The sequence below is a fragment of the Nocardia testacea NBRC 100365 genome (assembly GCF_000308775.1).
GTDB lineage: Bacteria > Actinomycetota > Actinomycetes > Mycobacteriales > Mycobacteriaceae > Nocardia > Nocardia testacea.
Genome location: NZ_BAGJ01000170.1, coordinates 58,889 through 80,900 on the forward strand (window position 1 = coordinate 58,889; position 22,012 = coordinate 80,900).

At 68.1% G+C, this 22,012-nt stretch carries 22 protein-coding genes; 9 read left to right on the plus strand and 13 right to left on the minus strand.

Annotated features, from left to right (window positions below; translation table 11 throughout):
• Positions 1–3 precede the first annotated feature (3 nt).
• Both ON38_RS23110 and ON38_RS23115 read right to left on the minus strand, forming a co-directional pair.
• Positions 4–2,076: a prolyl oligopeptidase family serine peptidase gene (locus ON38_RS23110; protein WP_039827026.1), complete on the minus strand. Its 2,073-nt coding sequence runs from the start codon at positions 2,074–2,076 to the stop codon at positions 4–6.
• Positions 2,077–2,203: 127 nt separating this feature from the next.
• Positions 2,204–3,091, minus strand: coding sequence for an alpha/beta fold hydrolase (locus ON38_RS23115; protein ID WP_051165083.1), 888 nt, complete (start codon positions 3,089–3,091; stop codon positions 2,204–2,206).
• 719 nt (positions 3,092–3,810) lie between these two features.
• Here ON38_RS23115 and ON38_RS23120 point away from each other — a divergent pair.
• Entirely contained in the window at positions 3,811–4,644 is an 834-nt protein-coding gene (locus ON38_RS23120; protein ID WP_039827027.1) for a siderophore-interacting protein, read from the plus strand.
• Between the two features lie 173 nt (positions 4,645–4,817).
• On the opposite strand, the gene ON38_RS23125 is transcribed toward ON38_RS23120, so the two are convergent.
• Positions 4,818–5,834 carry an ABC transporter substrate-binding protein gene (locus ON38_RS23125; protein ID WP_039827028.1) on the minus strand — a complete coding sequence of 339 codons (1,017 nt, stop codon included), beginning with the start codon at positions 5,832–5,834 and terminating at the stop codon, positions 4,818–4,820.
• Between the two features lie 122 nt (positions 5,835–5,956).
• On the opposite strand from ON38_RS23125, the gene ON38_RS23130 reads away from it, so the two are divergent.
• The 3 genes from ON38_RS23130 to ON38_RS23140 are packed head-to-tail and all read left to right on the plus strand — an operon-like array spanning position 5,957 to position 8,897.
• Positions 5,957–7,030, plus strand: coding sequence for a FecCD family ABC transporter permease (locus tag ON38_RS23130; protein WP_218000823.1), 1,074 nt, complete (start codon positions 5,957–5,959; stop codon positions 7,028–7,030).
• Positions 7,027–8,109: a FecCD family ABC transporter permease gene (locus ON38_RS23135; RefSeq protein ID WP_083873029.1), complete on the plus strand. Its 1,083-nt coding sequence runs from the start codon at positions 7,027–7,029 to the stop codon at positions 8,107–8,109. The genes ON38_RS23130 and ON38_RS23135 overlap by 4 nt, the downstream gene beginning before the upstream one ends.
• The gene (locus ON38_RS23140; protein WP_039827029.1) at positions 8,106–8,897 is read left to right on the plus strand and encodes an ABC transporter ATP-binding protein; all 792 of its coding nucleotides are present in this window, start codon (positions 8,106–8,108) and stop codon (positions 8,895–8,897) included. The genes ON38_RS23135 and ON38_RS23140 overlap by 4 nt, the downstream gene beginning before the upstream one ends.
• 159 nt (positions 8,898–9,056) lie before the next feature.
• On the opposite strand, the gene ON38_RS23145 is transcribed toward ON38_RS23140, so the two are convergent.
• A complete protein-coding gene (locus ON38_RS23145) occupies positions 9,057–9,536 on the minus strand; it encodes a MarR family winged helix-turn-helix transcriptional regulator (protein ID WP_245564162.1) in 480 nt (159 codons plus the stop codon).
• Between the two features lie 120 nt (positions 9,537–9,656).
• Between ON38_RS23145 and ON38_RS23150 the strand changes: the two genes are divergently transcribed.
• Positions 9,657–10,658 carry an SMP-30/gluconolactonase/LRE family protein gene (locus ON38_RS23150; RefSeq protein WP_039827031.1) on the plus strand — a complete coding sequence of 334 codons (1,002 nt, stop codon included), beginning with the start codon at positions 9,657–9,659 and terminating at the stop codon, positions 10,656–10,658.
• A gap of 134 nt (positions 10,659–10,792) precedes the next feature.
• Here the strand turns inward: ON38_RS23150 and ON38_RS23155 are convergent, their stop codons facing one another.
• From ON38_RS23155 to ON38_RS23190, 8 genes are all read right to left on the minus strand, one after another.
• A complete protein-coding gene (locus ON38_RS23155; RefSeq protein WP_039827032.1) occupies positions 10,793–11,209 on the minus strand; it encodes a PIN domain nuclease in 417 nt (138 codons plus the stop codon).
• Positions 11,206–11,424 (minus strand): type II toxin-antitoxin system VapB family antitoxin, encoded by a 219-nt coding sequence (locus ON38_RS23160; protein ID WP_039827033.1) that lies wholly within the window; start codon positions 11,422–11,424, stop codon positions 11,206–11,208. The genes ON38_RS23155 and ON38_RS23160 overlap by 4 nt, the downstream gene beginning before the upstream one ends.
• Before the next feature lie 152 nt (positions 11,425–11,576).
• Positions 11,577–13,202, minus strand: a complete 1,626-nt coding sequence (gene groL, locus ON38_RS23165) for a chaperonin GroEL (protein WP_039827034.1) — start codon at positions 13,200–13,202, stop codon at positions 11,577–11,579.
• 278 nt (positions 13,203–13,480) lie between these two features.
• Entirely contained in the window at positions 13,481–13,774 is a 294-nt protein-coding gene (locus tag ON38_RS23170; RefSeq protein ID WP_030524663.1) for a DUF222 domain-containing protein, read from the minus strand.
• A 173-nt stretch (positions 13,775–13,947) separates the two neighbouring features.
• Entirely contained in the window at positions 13,948–14,706 is a 759-nt protein-coding gene (locus ON38_RS23175) for a Clp protease N-terminal domain-containing protein (RefSeq protein ID WP_039827035.1), read from the minus strand.
• A gap of 59 nt (positions 14,707–14,765) precedes the next feature.
• Positions 14,766–15,689 carry a CDP-alcohol phosphatidyltransferase family protein gene (locus tag ON38_RS23180; protein ID WP_039827036.1) on the minus strand — a complete coding sequence of 308 codons (924 nt, stop codon included), beginning with the start codon at positions 15,687–15,689 and terminating at the stop codon, positions 14,766–14,768.
• Positions 15,689–16,414, minus strand: coding sequence for a phosphatidylserine decarboxylase (locus ON38_RS23185; RefSeq protein WP_039827037.1), 726 nt, complete (start codon positions 16,412–16,414; stop codon positions 15,689–15,691). Before ON38_RS23185 ends, ON38_RS23180 begins: the two co-directional genes overlap by 1 nt.
• Before the next feature lie 142 nt (positions 16,415–16,556).
• Positions 16,557–16,817, minus strand: a complete 261-nt coding sequence (locus ON38_RS23190) for a GlsB/YeaQ/YmgE family stress response membrane protein (protein WP_039827038.1) — start codon at positions 16,815–16,817, stop codon at positions 16,557–16,559.
• Positions 16,818–17,076: 259 nt separating this feature from the next.
• Here ON38_RS23190 and ON38_RS23195 point away from each other — a divergent pair, with 259 nt between their 5' ends.
• Complete coding sequence (locus tag ON38_RS23195) at positions 17,077–18,123, plus strand: beta-ketoacyl-ACP synthase III (RefSeq protein WP_039827039.1); 1,047 nt, start codon at positions 17,077–17,079, stop codon at positions 18,121–18,123.
• Here the strand turns inward: ON38_RS23195 and ON38_RS23200 are convergent.
• On the minus strand, positions 18,098–18,553 hold the full coding sequence (locus ON38_RS23200) for an SRPBCC family protein (protein WP_373281242.1): 456 nt from the start codon (positions 18,551–18,553) through the stop codon (positions 18,098–18,100). The genes ON38_RS23195 and ON38_RS23200 overlap by 26 nt on opposite strands.
• A gap of 196 nt (positions 18,554–18,749) precedes the next feature.
• Here ON38_RS23200 and ON38_RS36200 point away from each other — a divergent pair, with 196 nt between their 5' ends.
• From ON38_RS36200 to ON38_RS23210, 3 genes are all read left to right on the plus strand, one after another.
• Positions 18,750–18,911 (plus strand): hypothetical protein, encoded by a 162-nt coding sequence (locus ON38_RS36200; RefSeq protein WP_157181851.1) that lies wholly within the window; start codon positions 18,750–18,752, stop codon positions 18,909–18,911.
• A gap of 106 nt (positions 18,912–19,017) precedes the next feature.
• Positions 19,018–19,482, plus strand: coding sequence for a hypothetical protein (locus tag ON38_RS23205; RefSeq protein WP_083873030.1), 465 nt, complete (start codon positions 19,018–19,020; stop codon positions 19,480–19,482).
• Between the two features lie 229 nt (positions 19,483–19,711).
• Positions 19,712–21,964 (plus strand): AAA family ATPase, encoded by a 2,253-nt coding sequence (locus ON38_RS23210; RefSeq protein WP_039827041.1) that lies wholly within the window; start codon positions 19,712–19,714, stop codon positions 21,962–21,964.
• The last annotated feature ends 48 nt before the right edge of the window (positions 21,965–22,012 follow it).

Consider the following 22,012-nt stretch of genomic DNA (forward strand, 5'->3'; position numbering starts at 1 on the left):
GGATCACTTCGTGGTCCGGCCCTCGATGAGCATCTGGGTGAAGAACTCGTAGATCAGGGCCGCCTGGAATGCCGACTGCTTGTTGTCGGCGGCGCCGCCGTGCCCGCCCTCGATGTTCTCGTGGTACCAGACGCGATGCCCCTGCGCCTCCAGCAGCGCCGCCATCTTGCGGGCATGCCCGGGGTGCACGCGATCGTCACGGGTGGAGGTGGTGAGCAGAATCGGTGGATAGGTCGCGTCCGCGCCGGTTTCGGCGGCCCGCTGATACGGGGAGTAGCGGCTGATGTAGGCCCATTCCTCCGGGATATCCGGGTCACCGTACTCCGCGACCCAGGACGCACCCGCCAGCAACCGGTGATAACGGCGCATATCCAGTAGCGGCACCTGGCAGACGATCGCCCCGAACAATTCCGGGTAGCGGGTGAGCATCACACCCATCAGCAGACCGCCGTTACTGCCGCCGACGGCACCGAGCCGGTCGGCGGTGGTGATCCCACGGGCCACCAGGTCACGGGCGATCGAGGAGAAATCCTCGTACACCTTGTGCCGGTTCTCCTTCTGCACCGAGGTATGCCACTGCGGCCCGTATTCCCCGCCGCCGCGGATATTGGTCATCACATAGGTGCCGCCCTGCTCCAGCCACCCGATACCGGAAGCCCCGCCGTAGCCGGGGGTCCGCGACACCTCGAAACCGCCGTAACCCGACATCACCGTGGGCGCCGGCGCGTCACGGGTATCGCGGTGCCGGATGACGAAGTACGGGATCGACGTTCCGTCATCCGAGCGGGCGAAGAACTGTTCGGTCTCGATACCGGTCGCGTCGAAGAACTCGGGCTCCTGCTTCCATTCGGTCACCGGCGCACCGACCGACCCGGCGAGCAGGGTGGTGGGGGTGGTGAATCCACTGGTCATGAGCATGTAGTCGTCCCCGCCCTCGAGCGGGTCGAGATTCATGATGCCGGTGGTCGCCATGGCGGGCGTCTCGGCGAGCGGTTCCGTGCGCCACCCCTCGTCCCCCGGCGTGAGGACGTACAGTTTTGTCTGCACATCCTCGAGGGTCACCAGCAGTAGATGGTTCTCGGTCCAGCCGTAGCCGTGCAGCGAGGTGTGCGCGTCCGGCTCGAACAGGACCTCGAAATCTCTGCCGCCGGCACGGAACGCGGCGAAATTCGTGGCGATCAGCGCACCGGCGGGATAGCTCTGGCCCCCGACCTCCCACGGGGATTTCAGCCGGACCAGCAGCCATTCCTTGTACCACGACTCGTCGGCATCCGAGGGGGTCTCCAGATGGGTCCGGGAGCCGTCGGCCTCCAGCAGGAATACCTCTTCGTGGAAGAAATCCGTGGCCTGTGCGATGTAGTGCCGCTCGTAACCGGGGGTCCGGTCGTAACCCGCCGAGACCGAAACGTCGGTCACCGCGCCCTCGAAAACCGTTTCCGCGGTATCGAGAGGGGTGCCACGACGCCAGCGTTTCGCGATCCGCGGATATCCGGATCCGGTGAGGGACCCGGGACCGAAATCCGTTCCCACATATACGGAATCGATATCGATCCAACTGATACGCGACTTCGCTTCCGGCAGGAAGTAACCGCCGTCCTCGGGGGCGATGAATTCGCGGGTTCGCATATCGAATTCACGAACGACCTTGGCGTCCGCGCCACCCCGCGACAGGCTGATCAGTGCCCGGCTCTGGTCCGGGCGCAACACTCCGGCACCGCCCCAGACCCAATTCTCGTCCTCGGCGGCGGCCACCGCGTCGAGGTCGATGAGGACATCCCACTCGGGTTCGGCCTTCACGTACTCGGCGAAGGTGGTGCGCCGCCACAGACCGCGCGGATGCGCCGCGTCGCGCCAGAAGTTGTACAGCCATTGTCCGCGCCGCCCGGGGAAGGCGATCTTGGCATCGGTGTCCAGCATGTCCAGGATCCGGTGCTGCAGCGCATCGAACCGATCGCTCGCGGCGAACCGCTCCATGACGACCTCGTTGTGCGCCCGGGCGAAATCGAGTGCCCGCTCGCCGGTGACCTCTTCGAGCCAGAGATAGGGATCGTTTTCGCTGTCCTGCACGCCACTCATCCGACCATTGTCACCCAACGGCGCGGACGCTACGGAACCGTGCCGGATCCAACCGCAGCAGCGCGGCCGCACGCACGGCCGTCGCGTGGGTCGGCGGAGGTCACCACCGGCGTCTCCCGATACGAGCTCACCACGCCCCGGGCTCGGCCAGCCTCGTCCACTGATCGAGTCTGGTGGGGATGGCGGTACCGCGCGGGTGGTCAGAGGATGCGCCGGTCGGGAAGAGTGCCAGATCCTCCTGCCCGGACAGCCATGCGTAGGCACCGGGCTTGGTCTCCATTGCACCCAGATGACCTACCTCGCCACCGGGCACGGTATACACCTGAACTTGCCCCGGCCGTAGTTGTTCAGCGATCTTGTGCGCGTGGGCGGAGGGTGTGAGCCCGTCTCCGCTCGCAGTCCATATCATCGTCGGACAGTTGATATCGCCGAGTTCGAATCCCCAGGGTGTGCCCATGGAGGTCGTCAGATCCTCTTTCCATGCCACCTCACCCTTCCTCAAGGCTTCGGTGTACATCGCGCACAGCTTTTCGGCGTTTCTGCCCACGGTTTCCCTGTCGGCCGCGCCGAGCTCATCTCTCGGGATACCGATGATCGTCGTCGGATCGGTAGGAGAGGCCCGAAAATTCATGATCTTGGTATCGCACGCGTCGATGAGTTGCCCCACCTTCGTATCCAAGCCCTTGGCCGATATATCCAACCCCGCTTGCTGGGTCATGCCCACGAAATAGTCATTCTTCATCAGATCAGGCGGTGCAAGGGGGACGAGCAGCGCGAGCCTGGTGACCCGGTCGGGCAGACCGGCGGCCACAGCCGCTGCGTGGGGAGTGCCGCCGGACCTACCGACCACAGCGAATCGACCGATTCCCAGATGGTCTGCGATCGCTCGGACATGCTCGGCGGAATCGGCGACTTTCGCTCCCGGCTGTAGATCGGAGCCGCCGTAACCCGCGCGGTCGTAGGTGATCAGCCGGACGTCCAGGCGATCGAGCAGCTCGGGCGGAGCGGTGTCCACTCCCCGGCGTTCCGTGGATCTGGACTATCGGTTTTCCGTCTTCCGGCCCCTCGGCGCGGCACTGCAATCTGCTTCCGTTGGGGAGAGTGACGACGAAATCACCAGGATACCGATCCCCTCCCCGCATCCCCGGACCGGGCGGACCACCACCGGATCCGGAGCCCCCGGAGGTTTCGTTCCGGTGGCCGTGGTCACCGGTGGCATTCATGTCGCTGTGCATGGGCGGCACTCTGCTCGACGCACCGAGTTCACCGGGGGTGAGCTTTCGAAATCGATCGGCACCCAGGTACTCGGATACCGCGGGCGGAAGAGCGCGCCCGGCGGCCGCGGAAGGAGTCGCGAATATCGTTGCGTAACCGCCCGTGGCCGCCCGCAATCTATGGCAAACAGCCGTACACAGGTTCTGAAGGCTGTCGCCGGGCACGAATTCGACCGCATCCAGCCATAACCCGGACTGCGGCGAATTTCGAGCCGAATAGCGAACCAACGCGGCCCGGTGTGGACCGGCCGATCTCAGCGAAGGAAGAACCGGTCCAGCCGACCGCTGACAACTTCCATGTCGACATCAACCCACACCTCTACGACACTGGGGAAACCGGAGGCCTCATCCAACCACGAGTATCGACGCCGAGCACTGAACGAGGGTAGCCACCCTCGTTCAGCCGATCGGGTAGGTCGGGAACGGCCGTCCGGAGTTAGGTTTTGCTAACCTCACCGGCATGGCGATGCGGACCAAATACGTCAAACCGGAGCACCGGCGGATCTGCACCGCCGAGACTTTGGGTGCCGAGCGTATCGGCCACAGTTTCATCCGGGTCACGGTCGGCGGTCCCGATCTCGCTGATTTCGTACCCATGGGCTATGACCAGTGGATCCGTCTCTTCCTGCCGCGGGAGTGGCAAACCGGTCTGCGCCTGCCCACCGCGGCGCAGAACACCCTCTGGTACACGCAATGCCTGGCGATGAGCAGTGATACCCGGCCACTGATCCGCAACTACACCGTGCGCGGGTTCCGCCCCGCCGGCGCCGGATTCTTCGGCGAGCATGCCGAGATCGATGTGGATTTCGTCGCCCACGGGGATTCCGGCCCGGCCTCCGCATGGGCAGGCCGGGTGCACCCGGGTATCCCCATCGGCCTGCTCGACGAAGGCATCATGTACCGGGCTCCGTCGCACACCGGCTGGTCACTGCTGGTCGGCGACGAGAGCGCTTTGCCGGCGATCGCGGGTGTGCTGCGATCGGCGCCGCGGGATCTGTGCGGCGCGGCGTATATCGAGGTCCCCCACCGGACGGATATCCAGGATCTGGGCGAGCCGACGGGCGTGCGGGTGCACTGGCTGCCCCGCGCCGACCCTCACGTCCGGATCGGTAGGCCGGCCACCGAAGCGGTGCGCGCGGCGGCCCTTCCGGACGGGCCGGGCTACGCCTTCGTCGCCGGCGAGCAGCAACTGGTCGCCGAAGTGCGTCGCCACCTGGTGCGCGACCGCGGAGTGCCCAAATCCGACATCATGTTCAGCGGTTTCTGGCGCCTGGGTCAGGCCGCCTCGAATTGACCGGAAGCCGGTCGGTCGCGCGGTCGCGGGTACCCGGATCCGCACTACGGGGCAGATCTCGGCGAACACACCCGGCGGTCCTCGCGGTCATCCCGAACACCGGCCTCCCGACGGAGCCGGAGCAGCAGGTCTGTCCACGACCCCCCGGCAACACGTGACCGACGCCCGAACTATCAGGGAATCAGATCCTTACGTGGGTCGACACCGAAGTGTTCGGCGAGTGTGGTGATCGAGGCGTGCGCGCCCTGCACGCTCACCGAGAGGACGAACGGCTCGTCGTCGACGTGGACGACATCGCCCGAGAGGCGCTGCCAGAGCGGATTGGCTTCGAAGGACGCCTGCTGGTCTCGGCTGGAGTCCCCTTCGGCCCCCGGCGGAGTGTAGGCGGAAACCATGACGATCCCCGCGTCGGCCGCGAGAATCTGCTCCACCGACAGCGGGGTGAAGATGCTGTCCTCGGAATCGGGTGCGCCGGCCGGACGCGGGATACCCATATCCGTCATGATCTCGCCGATGAACGAACTGCTGGAGTAGAGCCGGGCGGTGTTCTCACCGGCGAACCGGACCAGCGAGTAGGTGACGCCGGGATGCGCGGCCCTGATCTGTTCACCCACCGCGGCGGCGCGCTCCTCGTAGCCGGTCACCAGTTCCTCGGCCCTGTCCTTCCGGCCCAGCGCTTCGCCGAGGAGTACGACGTTCTGCTTCCAGGTGGGCCCGGTGGTCTCCGAGAACACCGTCGGCGCGATCTTGGACAACTGATCGTAGAGCGGCTCGTGGCGCACTTTCGCCGAGATGATCAGATCGGGTTCGAGCTCCAGGATCTTCTCGAGATCCGGCTCGGCGATCGTTCCGACGTTCACCGAATCAGCGACCGCGTCGTCGATTTCGCCCAGGTAGTCCGGGAAGGGATTGTCCCGATCCTCGCGATACTGGACGTAGCCCACGAGTGGAGCATCGAGCAGCAGCGCGGCGTCGGAGAAGCTCGGGTCCAGTGCGACAACGCGTTCCGGTGGCGCGTCGATGGTCGTGGTCCCCATGGCGTGCTGTATCGAGATCGCGGCACCTTCCGCGCCCCCGGGGGCGCTCGCACTCGGCTCGCCCGAACCACACGCGCCGGCGAACAGCAGTCCGCCGGCCAACAGGGGAGCCAGTGATCGCTTGGCTATCGACCGTGGAGACGCCACTCGCATGAGGTCACCTTTCCTTCGGGTGGGCTACCGCGCGACATCCCGGTAAGGATAGGCTGCCCAATGCGTTGCTGAACCTTAGCAAGGAGAACCGAGATGGCGACAGTGCCGGTGCGAGCGAACCGGTGACCGGCGATACCACCTCGGAGGTACCGGGATCACCGATCGGACCCACGGTTCCGCCGCGCCGCCGCGACACGCCTCGTCCCGGTCGCCCGGCGCTGGTCATGGTGGGCGTGCCGGTCGCCGCGGTACTGGCGGCGATTCTGGTGAGCGTGTGCGTCGGCAGCAGCCCGTCGACCTTGCCGGAGGCATGGCATGCGATATTCACCCCCACCGGAACCGACATGGATGTGACGATCCGTGAACTCCGCTGGCCGCGCACGCTCGTCGGCATCGCCGCGGGAGCCTGTCTGGGGGTGGCCGGAATCCTGACCCAGGGGCATACCCGAAACGCTGTCGCCGAGCCGGGCCTGCTCGGTATCAACCAGGGCGCGGCGCTCGCGATCGTCTCCGCCACATTCCTGTTCGGCGCCCTGCCCGTGCACGCTCAGGCCGGTCTGTCCTTCGTGGGCGCCCTGATCGCCGGCGTGGTGGTGTTCACCGTCGGTACCGCCGCACGTAATGGGGCGACGCCGATCACGCTGGTGTTGTCCGGTGCGGCCGTCACGGCGCTGTGCGGCGGCCTGGTCACGGGATTGGTACTGCTCGACAGCGCGTCCTTGGACACTCTGCGGTTCTGGCAGGTGGGCTCGCTGGCGGCGCGCCCGGATTCGCTCGCGGCGATATGGCCGTTCGCCGCCGCGGGACTGCTGCTCGCCGTGCTCAATATCGGCGCGCTCAACACCCTGGCGCTCGGTGAGGACGCGGCGCGTTCGCTCGGGACCTCCGTACCCGTCGCACGATGTGTCGGCATCGTGGCGATCACCCTGCTGGCCGGCTCCGCGGTCACCATGGCCGGGCCGATCGCCTTCGCCGGGTTGCTGGTGCCCCATATCGCCCGGGCCCTCGTCGGGGCCGACTACCGCCGGTCGGTGCCCGCGGCGGCCGCTTTCGGCATATTCCTCATCCTCTGCGCCGATACCGCCGGCCGGGTCATAGCCCGCCCGGGTGAACTGTCGGTCGGGGTCGTGCTCGCCGTTATCGGAGCACCGTTCTTCGTGCTCCTCGCTCGTCGTCGCCGGTTGGTGACCGTATGAGCGCCCCTGCCCCGAACCTGCTCGCGCCCACCCGCGTAGTGCGGTGGGGCCCGGTCTCGGTGCGCATGACGCCCCGGGCCTTGTGGGTCGGGGGGTCACTGTTCGTGCTGGCGCTGGCCGCCACCGCGATCCATATCGCCAACGGCGGTTCCGCGCTACCGCTCGACGCGGTCGTCCGGGCGCTGCTGGGCGACGACTCGAATGCCCGGCTGCACCTCGCGGTGACGGAATTCCGGGCCCCTCGTGCCGTGGGGGCCGTTATCGCGGGCGGGTGTCTGGCCATGGCGGGGGCGATCACCCAGACCGTCGCCCGTAATCCGCTCGCCAGCCCGGATATTCTCGGCGTGACGGCCGGCGCCTCACTCGGCGCGGTCTCGGTACTGGTGCTGGCCGGTGGTGGCGCCGCCGGCCTGAGCGGGTTCGCCGGCCGGATCGGTCTGCCGGCCGCCGCGTTCGGCGGCGGCATCCTGGCCGGAGTCCTGGTCTTCCTGCTGGCTTTCTCCGCGACGCTCGACAGCTACCGCCTGGTGCTCGTCGGCCTCGGCCTCAACGGACTCGCGGTGAGCCTGACGACCTGGCTGCTGACCCTCGGCGATGTCAGCAACGCCGCCCAGGCCCTCACCTGGATGTCCGGTTCGCTCAACGGCAAGGACTGGCCACTGGTCCAGCCGATGGGACTGCTGGCCCTGGCACTACTGATGGGTGCGCTGCTGCTGGGACGGCGGCTGATGCTGCTCACCCTGGACGACGATATCGCGATCGGCCTGGGTATCCGGATCGGCCGCCTCCGGCTCTACGCCCTGGCCCTCGCGACGCTGCTGGCCTCCACCGGGGTCGTCGTCGCGGGTCCGCTGGTGTTCGTCGCGTTGGCGAGCCCCCAGATCGCGCGGTTGCTCACCGGTTCGGCCGTGCCACCGATCCTCGTTTCCGGGTTGGTGGGCGTGGTGTTCGTCTCGGTCGCCGATACTCTCGCGGCGCACGCGCTGCCGGTCTCACTGCCGGTCGGTGTGGCCACCGCGGTACTGGGCGGGCCGTATCTCCTCTTTCTGGTCCTGCGCAACCAAAGGAAGCTGACGTGAGCCACCCGGAACCGATATCCGCGCTGCGCACGGAGAATCTGACCCTCGGCTACGACGGCGCCGATGTGGTCGCCGGCCTGACCTTCGACGTTCCGGCCGGAGCGGTGACCTCGATCATCGGCCCCAACGGCTGTGGGAAGTCGACCCTGCTGCGCGGCCTCGGCCGGTTGATGGCGCCACGGTCCGGCCGGGTTCTGCTCGATGGCAGGCCGATTCATACGCTGCCCACCCGGCAGGTCGCCCGGCGCATCAGCATCCTGCCCCAGTCCCCCACCGCACCGGCCGGACTCACGGTCGCCGATCTCGTCTCGCGCGGGCGCCATCCCCGGCAGCGGTGGTACGAGCAGTTCTCCGCCCTGGACGAGGCGACACTGCGGCACGTCCTGAACAGCACCGGAATGCTCGACCTGGCCGGAGCCGCGCTCGACCGGCTCTCCGGCGGGCAACGCCAACGGGCGTGGATATCCATGACCCTCGCCCAGGAAACCGACATCTTGTTGCTGGACGAGCCGACGACCTATCTGGATCTGGCACATCAGGTCGATCTGCTGAAATTGATCGTGCGGCTGAACCGCGAGCACAACCGGACCGTTCTCATGGTGCTGCACGACATCTCGCTGGCCGCCCGGTACAGCGACCATCTCGTCGTGATGAAGAACGGGTCGATCGTGGCCCAGGGCGCTCCCGCGGACGTGGTGCGCCCGGACGTGCTGCGGGACGTATTCGGCCTCGCCGCGCAGGTGGTCGCCGAGCCGACCGAAGGCCGGCCGCACGTCATCCCGCTCTGATCGATATGGAAGCCGGAGGCCGGGTGGGAGGTTCGGCGATCCCTGCCGCCGCTCGCCGGTGATCGGTGAAACTGCCGTACTGTTCTGCCGAACCGCCGGCGCCCCACCGGCGGTCGCCATGGAATGGCGGTCGCCGCTGTCCGAATCGTGATCGCGGAGCTACTCCCCGGCACGCCCGGCGGCGAAAGCCGCCGGTACGTCCACCCGGGCCGTATCGAACAGCTCGGCGCAGCGGGTGAGCAACCGGCACAGCGTTTCCCGCTCGGCATCTGTGAATCCGTTACCGACGGTTCGCTCCACCGCGATCGCGCGGGCGTCGGCCTCCCCCATCACCGATTCGCCCTTTTCCGTGAGCCGCGTTTCCAGCATGTTCTTGTGCCACGGGTGTGGGGTGCGTTCGATCAGCCCACGGTCGACGAGATTGGTGAGCACCGTGTTCATCGTCGGCGGTGTCACTCCGCACAACCGGGCCAGCGCCGCCGCCGAGATACCGGGGTTATCGCTGAGGAACAACAGCGCCGCGTATTGCGCCTCGGTGACGCCGAGGGGTTTGAGCGCAGCGCTCTTGGCCGCGTTCCGCGCCTGCTCGGCGCGTTTGACATACGAACCGATGCGCTCCTCGGCGGGCATGGACGTCATGCAGGCATGGTATCCATGCCCGCGAAGATTAGAGTCTTGACGGATATTAGAGCTCTAATCTAACTTAGCCTTCATATTTAGATGTCGGGCTTTACACAATGCGCGCAGAGAGCAGGAGCCATGTCCCGTACCACCCGCCTTCGCTGGTCCACCGTTCTCGCGGCGGCCGCCGGCCTTGCCCTGACAGGCTGCGGGCGCCCGCCGGAACCCACCCCGGCGCCCCGAATCGACACCGCATTCGAATTCCCCGCCGACCGCGTCTACCCCGAGGGCATAGCCGTGGACGAACGCAGCGGGGACGTCTACGTCGGCTCCTACGCCGACGGGACGATCTACCGGAACGCCGTCGGCGCCACCCGCGCCGAAGTCTTCCTACCTTCCGGAACCGACGGCCGCCGGACCGCAAACGGTCTTCGGATCGACCGAGCCGGACGGCTGTGGGTCCTCGACTCGACCGCCGGAGCAGCCGTCTACGACCTCGGGTCGCGCCGATTACGCGCGCGATTCGACGTGCCGGGCACCGGCGACCGATTCGTCAACGACATCACCTTCGCCCCCGACGGGACGGCGTATCTCACCGACAGCCGGCGCGACCTCATCTACCAGGTCACCCCCGCCGACCTGGACCGGGCACTGACCGGGGACGGACACGGGAAACTGAGCCGGGCCTTCGATCTGGCGTCCGCCCTGGAACCCCACGGCCCCGACGCCTACACCCTCAACGGAATAGTCGCCGACCCCACCGGCGCCTATCTGCTGACCGCCGACTCCACCGGAGGCGACCTCTACCGGGTCGCCCTCACCCCCGGCCCCACCCCGATCCGCCGAGTGAACCTCGTCGGCGGCGAACTCGCCCTCGCCGACGGTCTCGATCTGGACGGCACCACCCTGCGGGCGGCGCACAACACCGACAACATCGTCAGCACCTGGACCCTGTCGGATACCGGCGACACCGCCACGCGGACAGCCGAGTACCACGACGACACTCTCGGCGTTCCCACCACACTGGTCCACGACAGAGACCGCGTACTCGTGGTCGCCTCGCAATTCGACAAAGGTGGTCCGCTGGGCCCCGGCACACCCACCGCACCGTTCCGGGTGCTCGCGGTCACCGGCCTCTGAATACCGGCCGAGCGGAACACCGGAGGCCGGCCCGTCGAAGGCGGGCCGACCTCCGCTCGTCACCGGGGCCCGCAGCCGACCACGGCTACACAGAAGTACCGGGTGGCCCGCCTCGACATCAGCCCCCGCGCCGGTCAGCCGGAAGTGCCGGTCACAAACGCCACCTGCTGCCCGGTAATTCGGGCGACAGTCGCAAAATCATTGTCATCGCACAGAATCGTGAGCCGACCGTGTTCGGCGGTGGCCGCGATGAGGAGGTCGACCGGACCAGCCGAACGGTGAGTCCCCTGCTCGGTCATCGACTGCTGGACCTGCTCGGCGCGCTCGTACGCCCGGTCCGACATCGGGATCCAGCCGAACAGTTCATTCAGTAGCCGCCGCTTCTCGAGCCGATCGGCCAGGGATCTGGATGAGTACAGGAATTCCAGTTCCACAATCGGACAGGTGGCGATCACTCCCGCGGCCAGCTGATCGGCCCATGCCTTCCGGTAGGGCTCCTGGAGGATCCGGAACAGCCCGGAAGTATCAATGAGATAGATGGCGGGGCTCAACGGCGGTAGGCCGCCTTGTTGCCGAGGAACTCGTCGAAGTCCCCTCGGTCGGCCATCTCGCCGAGGCGGGCGAGAGCCCGCATGCGGACCAATCGTTGGCCGACTTCTCGTAGGGCGGCATTGACCGTATCTTTTTTGGTCTTGGTACCGAGCACCTCCGCGGCGATCGCCAGTGCTTCGTCATCGATCTCGATCGGCGTCTTGGACGATCCCATGGTCACCCACTCCTTGTGGACATCTCATATATCAGGTCAAGATATCCAGGCTACCCCAGGCTCGCCCGACGCAGTCGGACAAAGGCCGAGGGCCGGCCCACCGCGACGGTGGACCGGCCCTCGATTCGAAAAAGGTTGCCGGGTGGCCGGACTCAGAAGTCCATGCCGCCCATGCCGCCGGTCGGATCGGCCGGCGCGGCGGCCGCCTTCTCCGGCTTGTCGGCGACAACGGCCTCGGTGGTCAGGAACAGGGCCGCGATGGAGGCCGCGTTCTGCAGGGCCGAGCGGGTGACCTTGACCGGGTCGGCGACGCCGGCGGCGAGCAGGTCCTCGTACTCGTTGGTCGCAGCGTTCAGACCCTGGCCGGCGGGCAGGTTGGAAACCTTCTCCGCGACCACACCGGGCTCGAGGCCGGCATTGAAGGCGATCTGCTTCAGCGGAGCCGACAGCGCCACCCGCACGATGTTCGCGCCGGTCGCCTCGTCACCTTCGAGCTTCAGGTCCTCCAGAGCCGGAGCCGACTGCAGCAGGGCCACGCCACCACCGGCGACGATGCCCTCTTCGACGGCGGCCTTGGCGTTACGCACGGCATCTTCGATGCGGTGCTTGCGCTCCTTGAGCTCGACCTCGGTCGCGGCACCGGCCTTGATGACCGCAACACCGCCGGCCAGCTTGGCCAGGCGCTCCTGCAGCTTCTCGCGGTCGTAGTCCGAATCCGAGTTCTCGATCTCGGTGCGGATCTGCGCCACGCGGCCCTGGATGGCCTCCGCGTCGCCCGCACCCTCGACGATGGTGGTCTCGTCCTTGGTGACGACGACCTTGCGCGCCTGGCCGAGCAGTTCGATACCGGCGGTCTCCAGGGAGAGGCCGACCTCTTCGCTGATGACCTCGCCACCGGTGAGGATGGCGATATCGGCGAGCTGGGCCTTGCGGCGGTCACCGAAGCCCGGGGCCTTGACGGCGACGGACTTGAAGGTGCCGCGGATCTTGTTCACGACCAGGGTCGACAGGGCTTCGCCCTCGACGTCCTCGGCGATGATCAGCAGCGGCTTGCCGGCCTGGATGACCTTCTCCAGCAGCGGCAGCAGGTCCTTGACGGTGGAGACCTTCGAGCCGACCAGCAGGATGTAGGGATCCTCGAGGACCGCTTCCTGACGCTCGGGGTCGGTGACGAAGTAGCCCGAGATGTAGCCCTTGTCGAAGCGCATACCCTCGGTGAGCTCCAGCGACAGACCGAAGGTCTGCGCCTCTTCGACGGTGATGACGCCTTCTTTGCCGACCTTGTCCATGGCCTCGGCGATCAGCTCACCGATGGACGAGTCGCCCGCGGAGATACCCGCGGTGGCCGCGATCTGCTCCTTGGTGTCGATCTCCTTGGCGGAGTCGAGCAGCTTGGCGGTGACGGCCTCGACGGCCTTCTCGATGCCGCGCTTCAGACCCAGCGGGTTCGCGCCGGCCGCGACATTGCGCAGGCCCTCGCGCACCAGCGCCTGGGCGAGCACGGTGGCGGTGGTGGTGCCGTCGCCCGCGACATCGTCGGTCTTCTTGGCGACTTCCTTGACCAGCTCGGCGCCGATCTTCTCGTACGGGTCCTCGAGCTCGATCTCCTTGGCGATGGACACACCATCGTTGGTGATCGTGGGGGCGCCCCACTTCTTCTCGAGCACGACGTTGCGGCCCTTCGGCCCCAGCGTCACCTTGACCGCGTCGGCGAGGCTGTTGAGGCCCCGCTCGAGGCCGCGACGGGCCTCTTCGTCGTACGCAATTGTCTTGGCCATTGCGGTGAGATCCTCCAAGTAATGAGGCTGACACACAGGATGACCGCATTGTCGGGTCACCCTTTAGCTACGCTTGTGGCCAGGCTCGGTGCCCGCGACGGACGACCAGGGGTGTCGTGGTACCCGATCTCACCGTCCCGACCTTGGCACTCTCCGGTCGGGAGTGCCAAGCCATTTTTAGCACTCGCGGGTGCCGAGTGCAAGGTCGCGCTCATTTGCCCGGCCTCCGGCGGGGCGGGTCGAGCCCCCACCACGTCGGAGGTGGCTCCGAGAACAATTCAGAGGCTGTCGGTCACTCGCAGGGCGAGGGCCAGGAACGCGTCCGCGCGCCGCTCCTCCGGGGTGCGCGGCTCACCCTCGTCGATCGTGACGAATTCGGCATCGTGCAGCAGCAGTTCGGCCTCGACCCGCATGATGGCGCGAATGAACGGTGGCGCCACCTCCGGCGGTAGATCGCCGTTGACCACATAGCTCCCGTCCGACAACGATTCGGTGGAGACGTAGGTCAATGCGCGCAGCAGATCGTCCCGGTGCTCACCGGCCACCAGGTCGGAGTCCGTTTCATCCGCCATTGCTATAGATTACCGGGATACCGGCCCGGATCGGGGCCATCGGAGCCCCCGCCTGCGGCGATACCGGCACGGCGGGCGGCCGCCACCCGGCGTACTACCCGCCGCGGACCGCTTCGGACAGCGGTGATCGCAGGGCGCGCGGAGTCCCGGGCGTCTCCGCCGCCGGGCGAACGCTACTGCTTCTCGGCGACGATCTGCCGCAGCAGCTCGAGCAACCGGGTCTCGATCGGCTCCTTGCGCAATCCGGCATCGCTCAGGATCCCCGAGCCGTTCTCCAATTCGAGGACGGCGAGCAGGATGTGCTCGGTACCGATGTAGTTGTGGCCGAGGCGCAGGGCTTCCCGGAAGGTCAGTTCCAGCGCTTTCTTCGCGTCGGCGCCGAAGGGGATGAGCCCGCTCATCTTACCGGCCGCGGTCGCGGCCTTGAGCGCCTCCGGTGCGGCCGTGGCGTCGCCGCCCACCGCGGTGAGCGCCGCGTTCGCGATATCCGCGAGGGTGACGCCCTGCTCCACGATCAACTGACCGGCCAGGCCGTCGGCCTCACTGAGCAGGCCCAGGACCAGGTGGCCGAGGGAGATCTCGGCGCCACCGGTGATACTCGCGGCCTCCTGGGCCGCGACCACGACCGTGCGGGCGCGCGGGGTGAACTTGCCGAAGCCGGCATTGGGGTCCATCTCGGCGGCGGGATCGCCCGCCGGTTTGGGCACGAAGCGTTTCTGGGCCGCCTGCTTGCTGACACCCATGCTCGCGCCGATCTCGGTCCACGAGGCGCCCGACCGGCGGGCCTGATCGACGAAATGACCGATCAGGTGATCGGCCAGCTCTCCGAGGTGACCGGCGGTGACCACCGCGTCGGCGAGTTGTTCCAGAGCGTTGTCGGGCCGGGCCTTCTTGATGACCTCGATGAGGTCGTCCAGACGTACTGTAGTCATGCGTCAACTATAGGTTGACGCATGACTATCGTCAACCGAGGGTTGACGGCACCGAATCCTCAGTTCCGCCCACCGGGCCGGCGCAACCGCAACCGCGAATCACCGCGCAGTACCGGCCGCCGGATATCGGGGCGGCGCAGTACCGGCCGCCGGATCTCCGGCCGCCGCAGCACCGTCAGCCGGCGGTCGGCCCGGCGCTGCGCGCGGCGCTCGGCCGGTTTGTACTGCCAGGTTTCCGGCCGGGCGGCCACCCAGCGCCGCGAGTACCACGCGAAGGGGATATGGCCGAGATACAGCACGATCAGCACGAGCAGCAGCACGATGGGGTAGGTGATCAGCGCCGCCCCGGCCAGCGCGACCAGCACCAGCAGGCCGGCGGCGGCCTGCGGAGCGACCGACACAGACTTGAGTGCCAGCGTGGGAATGGTGCTCACGCACAGCGCCGCGGTGAAGACCGTCCAGGCCGCGACCACCGGGAAACTCGTCCACCAGCCGTCGCCGAACTGCACGTAGACCGCGATCGGGGCCATCGCGATGAGCGCGCCGGCCGGCGCCGGGACCCCGACGAAGTACTCCCGCGCCCAATCGGGGCGGGTGTCGTCGTCGAGCAGGGTGTTGAACCGGGCCAGCCGCAGCACGATGCTCACCGCGAAGAGCAGCGCGATGATCCAGCCCGAGCCGCTGCTCTCCCCGTTGAACAGCACCACGTACAGCACCAGCGCCGGCGCCACCCCGAAGGAGATGGCATCGGAGAGGGAGTCCAGCTCGGCGCCGATCTTGGTGGTCGCCGACAGCAAGCGGGCCAGCCGGCCGTCGAGGGTGTCCAGCACCGCCGCCGCGCCGATCATGGCGAGCGCGATCTTCAGTTCCCCCTCCAGGCCGAACCGCACCGCGGACAGTCCCGAGCACAGCGCCAGAATCGTGACGATACTGGGCAGGAGCCGGATCGATCGGCGCCGCCTGCCTTCGATGACCTGCTCCATCACGAGCCCGCCGACGGCAGGACCGCCAGTACCGTCTCCCCTCCGATCGTCCGCTGGCCGATGTTCACCAGCAGTTCGGTCCCCGCCGGGAAGTAGGTGTCCACGCGCGACCCGAACCGGATCAGGCCGTAGGTATCGCCGATGGTGATCCGGTCCCCCGCGGCGGCGTCGCAGACGATGCGCCGGGCCAGCAGGCCGGCGATCTGGACCACCACCACCTGCTGCCCGTCGGCGGTGTCGATCAGCATGCTGCTGCGTTCGTTGACCTCACTGGCATCGGCGAGGTCGGCGGATTTGAACTGCCCGCGCCGGTAGCGCACATCGCGCACCACACCCGAGACCGGCGTCCGCTGGACGTGCACGTCCAGGACCGACAGGAAGATGCTCACCCGGGGCAGCGGCTGATCGCCGAGTCCCAGTTCGGGCGGTGGCGCGGCCGTGTCGACCAGGGCGACCTCACCGTCGGCGGGAGCGACCACCACACCGGGCCGATTCGGCGGGACGCGGTGCGGATGCCGGAAGAAAGCGGCGCTCGCCGCAGCCGCCGCGAGCGCGGTCCGGCGAACCCAGGGCCGGCTGCGGCCCAGGACGGCGACTCCCAGCGGAACGGCCACGAAGGGCAATCCGGCCGGATGCATCGGCGGGATCGCACTGCGCACCAGATCGGCCAGATGGGCCGGGCCGGTGGTTTCCGGGGTGCCGGGCGGCGTGGGACGGCGTGCCACTGATTCCTCTTTCGTACTCGGTTCATCGGCGCGGACTCTCGGGTGGCGACCGGTCACCGCGCACGGGCCGGCCGAACCTGTCGGCGCAAGCGTTCACACCTTACGCCGAACAGGCCGGTGGCACCGGGTGTCGAACCGAGGGCTACCTCCGTACGACCAGCTTCACCAGGAACAGGAGGATGACGGCGCCGGCCAGGCAGGTGAAGAAGCTGAACCACCAGCCCGCGCTCTCCACGTCGACACCGAATGCCGCCAGGAGGAAGCCGCCGATGAGGCCGCCGACGATACCTACCACGATATTGAGCAGAATGCCCTGCTGGGCGTCGGTTTTCATGATCTTACTGGCGATCCAGCCGGCGATACCGCCGATGATGATCCAGCCGATGATGCCGAGTCCGAGCATGAGTTTTTCCTCGCTTGTTCTCCGGGTACACGGCCGCGGCCGCGGGCGTGTATCGCCGCAATACCCGGAGTCGATCTCTGTAACCCCGGCGAATATCGAATATGCGATGCCGTCGCACGGACTTGGAGATAATATGAGGGTGCCTCATGTCTCCGGATTGCCCGGTGACCGCGTCCACGCGGCCGGCGGGTGAGGAATCCACATCGAAATCGGGTCCACCCTCGCGGCGGCCCAGCCGCAGGTACATAGGAGAAGCACCATGGCTACTCAGATCGCCCAGACGACCGGGGCCCAGCACACCGCGATCCTGGGGCTGGGCGTCTACCGCCCGGCGCGAGTCGTGACCAACGACGAAGTAGCCGGACCGATCGATTCCAGCGACGAGTGGATCCGAACCCGGTCGGGCATCCGCACCCGCCGTTTCGCCGACGACACCGAGACCATCCATTCGATGAGCGTGGCCGCCTGTCGCGGCGCCCTGGACTCGGCCGGTATCGCCGCCGATCAGGTCGACTGCGTAATCGTCGCGACCTCGACCCACCTGCTCCTGACGCCGGCCGCCGCACCGCGGATCGCCACCGAACTCGGCACCGGCGGCGCCGCGGCCTTCGATATCTCGGCCGGCTGCGCCGGGTTCTGCCACGGCCTGGCCATGGCCTCGGATCTGGTCCGCGCGGGCACCGCCTCGCATGTGCTGGTCATCGGGGTGGAAAAACTCAGCGACACCGTCAACCCGGCCGACCGCGGTACCGCGTTCCTGTTCGCCGACGGCGCGGGCGCCGTGGTGGTGGGCGCGGCCGAGGAACAGGGCATCGGGCCGACCGTCTGGGGCTCCGACGGCACCCAGCACCGGGTCATCCGCCAGGACAAGGATTGGGTCGAGTTCTTCGCCGAGATCGAGGAGAAGGGCACCGACGCCGTCCGCCCGTATCTGGCCATGGAGGGCACCGCGGTGTTCCGGTGGGCGGCGCACTCCCTGGAGAAGGTCTGCCGCGATGCCATCGACCGCGCCGGCCTGTCCACCGACGACCTGGACGCCATGATCCCGCACCAGGCCAACGGCCGGATCATCGAGATCATGGCGCGGGTGCTGAAACTGCCGGAGAACTGCGCGCTGGCCAACGATATCGAGGAGGCGGGCAACACATCGGCGGCCTCGATCCCGCTGGCGATGGAGAATCTGTTGCGCACGGGGCAGTCCAAGCCCGGCGACACCGCGCTGCTCATCGCCTTCGGCGCCGGACTCTCCTACGCCGCCCAGGTCGTGAACCTGCCGGAGTTCAGCGCGCCTCGACCGCTGTCCTGATCTTCGCCAGCGATTCGTTCATCCCGGCCACCAGGTTCTCCTCGAACGCCGCTTCCCCACCGAGTACCGCATCGATGAGGGTCCGCGATACCCAGGTGGTGCCGTTGGGGACATCCCGGCGTTCGACGAGCCGGGTCCCGTTCTCGGTGGGCTCGAGCGTGTAGGTCCACACCGTCCGGTTCTGGGTCACCCGGAAGGCCAGCGCACTGTTCTTCTCGTAGCGCAGGATGCGCGAGGTGGTCGGCCAGAACTTCCATCCGTCCCGGTTGAGATTGACCGTCAGCGTGCCCGCTCTCGGCTTACCGATCGGAATCATCCGGACACACTGCGGGCTGAACTCCGGCATCCGGCTCGGGTCGGCGAGCACCGCCCAGACCCGCTCCGGCGGCGCGGCGATATCGATGCTGACTTCCAGGTTCTTCGGCAACACTGCCTCCGGGTAGGTGAAACTCCAAGTATCAGAAAGAGTAGCGGTTGGCGACGGGTCGGTCACATTTTCCCCTGCCGTGTATCGATATCACCGATCCGCACGCAGAATCGATAGCGGGACCCCATCGGTTGCCGGACAACCACCGCCAGCAAGTCGCGTCGCCAGCAAACACACAGCTACCGTGAGGTGATGGGTCGTGAACTTTCGCTCGCTACTGCGCCGCCAGACCATCGAGGGACTGCCGCAACTCCCGGCACTCGAACCCGATGACCCCTCCGCAAACGCCAGGATCGACGAACGGCTGGAACGTCTGCTGACCCCCACCGAACTGGATATGGTCCTGCACCACCGAGTCTGACCCCGGCGTCCGGAGCCCCGGCTGCGGCCGGGGCCGCCGCGCGCCACCCGGTACGCTGCTGGTCGCGCCGGAGGCTCCGGCGTGACCGACCACCGGGGAATGCGTTATGAAGCGAATCTCAACTGTTGTGCTCGCCGCTGCCGCCGCCGCGGCGCTGGCGCTTTCGGGCTGCTCCTCCGACGAAGAACCGGCCGAAGCGTCGGGCCTGCGCAAGAACACCGCGACCGCGCAGACGGCGCCGCGGACCGAATCCGACGCCGGCGCCGAGACCCCCGCCCCCGGCGCGGAACAGTCCCCCGCGCAGTCGCCGGAAACCACCGCGACCGAGGACGATTCCAGCGGGGACGCCCCCGTCTCCGGCCGCCCCTCCGACACCACCTGCGGCCAGTTCGCGCAGCTCGACGAACCGCAGCAGCAACAACTCATCGGCCAGATCCTCGCCGAGAATCCCGACAGCGCGTTCGTGAGCAACCCCAATGCCGCGCTCGGCACCGCCAAACTGGTGTGCAACTCCGAGAAACTGGCCGATCAGAAGGTCGCCGTGGTCGCGGGGATCGTCGTCAACGGGTGACGGAGGAGTGCGGCCGGCCGCGGCCGCACACTTTCGGCTACCGGCCACCGAGATCGCGTCGTTGCCGAGGACGAGGCCGGCGGTAGCACCGCCGGAATCGATCGTGATGTGATGCGGCGGAACCGCGATCGACGCCGGCGGCGACCGTGGTCCGGCCGAGTAGGCGATTCCCGGACCCGGTCACCGGGCCCGTGCCCCACGTTCCCCGGAAGCGGCGCAGAATGGCACGGTGGCTGAGTTGGCGTTGACCGTCCGTCTGAATCCCTCCGCCGCCGACGCCCGGCGCGGGGTCGTCCGGCTGCATCCCGAAGCGCTCGCCGCCCTCGGGTTACGCGAATGGGATGGAGTGTCACTGGTCGGCGCCCGTCGTACCGCGGCCGTGGTGGGCCATGCCCCGGCGGGGACTCCGGCCGGTACCGCGCTCCTCGACGATGTGACCCTGTCCAATGCCGGCCTGCGGGAGAACGCGGGGGTGGTGGTGTCGCCGGCCGTGGTGTACGGCGCCCGTCGCATCACCGTGAGCGGATCCCGGCAGGCCACCCGGTCCATTCCGGCGGCCACGCTGCGCCAGGCGCTGCTCGGCAAGGTGGTGACCGTGGGCGACACGGTGTCCCTGCTACCCCGGGAGCTGGGCCCGGATATTCCGTCGTCGGTGGCGAGTCAGGCGTTGTCGCGGGCATTCGGGATCGCCTGGACCTCCGAACTGCTCACCGTCGTCACCACCGATCCGGCCGGTGCGCCGGTGAGTGTGCAACCCAACACCGCGGTCGAGTGGACGGCGGGAGTGGCCATCGGGGACGAACCGGCTCCGCTGCGGGTGAACGAACATCCCGGTCCGGAACAGCTGCTGTCGCCGAGCCACCCCGAGACGATGACGAGCCGCGAACTGCCCGGGTCGGTGCCGGTCGCGCCGGCACCGCCGCCCGAACTGAAGGTGGAGGATCTCGCCGGGGTACAGCAGCAGGCGGCGAAGCTGACCGAATGGCTGAGCCTGGCACTGGACGAACCCGAATTGCTGAAGGCGCTGGGCGCGACCCCGCGTCTGGGTGTGCTCATCACCGGCCCGGCCGGAGTGGGAAAGACCACGCTGGCCAGGGCGGTCGTGGCGCCGCGCCGGATCGTGGAACTGGACGGGCCGTCGGTGGGCGCCGCGGAGAGCGGGGCCCGGTTGCGCGCGGTCGCCGCCGCGGCCGCCGCCGTGGGCTCGGGCCGGGGTGGGGTGCTGCTCATCACCGATATCGATGCGCTGCTGCCCGAACCGGCCGAACCGGTCGCGACGCTGATCCTGGACCAATTGCGGGCGGCGCTGGCCGAACCGTGTGTGGCGCTGCTGGCGACCACCGCGCATCCGATGGCGATCGACCGGAGGTTGCGGGCCCCCGACCTGTGCGACCGGGAAGTGGCGCTGGCACTGCCCACCGCCGGGTTGCGCCGGGCGTTGCTCGAGCAGCTGCTGCGCAAGGTGCCCACCGGCGAACTGCGACTGGACGAGATCGCCTCGTCCGCACCGGGTTTCGTGGTCGCCGATCTCGCCGCGCTGTGCCGGGAGGCGGCCCTGCGAGCGGCCGCGCGGGCGAGCCGGGACGGCACCGAACCACTGCTCGAACAAGCGGACCTCCGCGGCGCCCTGGAGGTCATCCGGCCGCTGTCGCGTTCGGGTACCGAGGAATTGGCGATCGGCAGTCTCGGTCTCGACGATGTGGGCGATATGGCCGAGACCAAACAGGCGCTGACCGAATCGGTGCTCTGGCCGCTGCGCCACCCCGATTCGTTCGCGCGGCTCGGTATCGAACCGCCCCGCGGGGTGCTGCTGTACGGCCCGCCGGGGTGCGGGAAGACCTTCCTGGTGCGGGCGCTGGCGGGTAGCGGCCAGTTGAGCGTCCACACCGTCAAGGGCGCGGAGCTGATGGACAAATGGGTGGGCTCCTCCGAGCGCGCGGTGCGCGAGCTGTTCCAGCGGGCCCGGGACTCGGCGCCCTCGCTGATCTTCCTGGACGAGGTGGACGCCCTGGCGCCGCGCCGCGGACAGAGCTCCGATTCCGGCGTCGCCGACCGGGTGGTGGCGGCGCTGCTCACCGAGCTGGACGGTGTGGAGCCGCTGCGCGACGTGGTGGTCGTGGGCGCGACCAACCGGCCGGAACTGATCGATCCGGCCCTGCTTCGACCGGGCCGGCTCGAACGACTCGTATTCGTGCCCCCGCCGGATGCCGAGGCCCGGGCCGCCATTCTGCGCACGACCGGCCGCGCGGTCCCGCTGGCGGAGTCGGTGGACCTGGACCGGCTCGCGGCCGAGTTGGACGGCTTCTCCGCCGCGGACTGCGCGGCACTGCTGCGCGAGGCGGCGCTGGCGGCCATGCGCCGCGATGTGGATGCCGCGGATGTGACGGCCGCGGATATCGCCGCCGCCCGGCGCGCGGTACGCCCCTCGCTGGACCCCGGACAGGTGGAGTCGCTGCGCCGGTACGCGGAGTCGCGCCGCTGACCCGTTCCCGTTCTGTCCGTTATGCCTGACCTGGTGAAATCGTTGCCA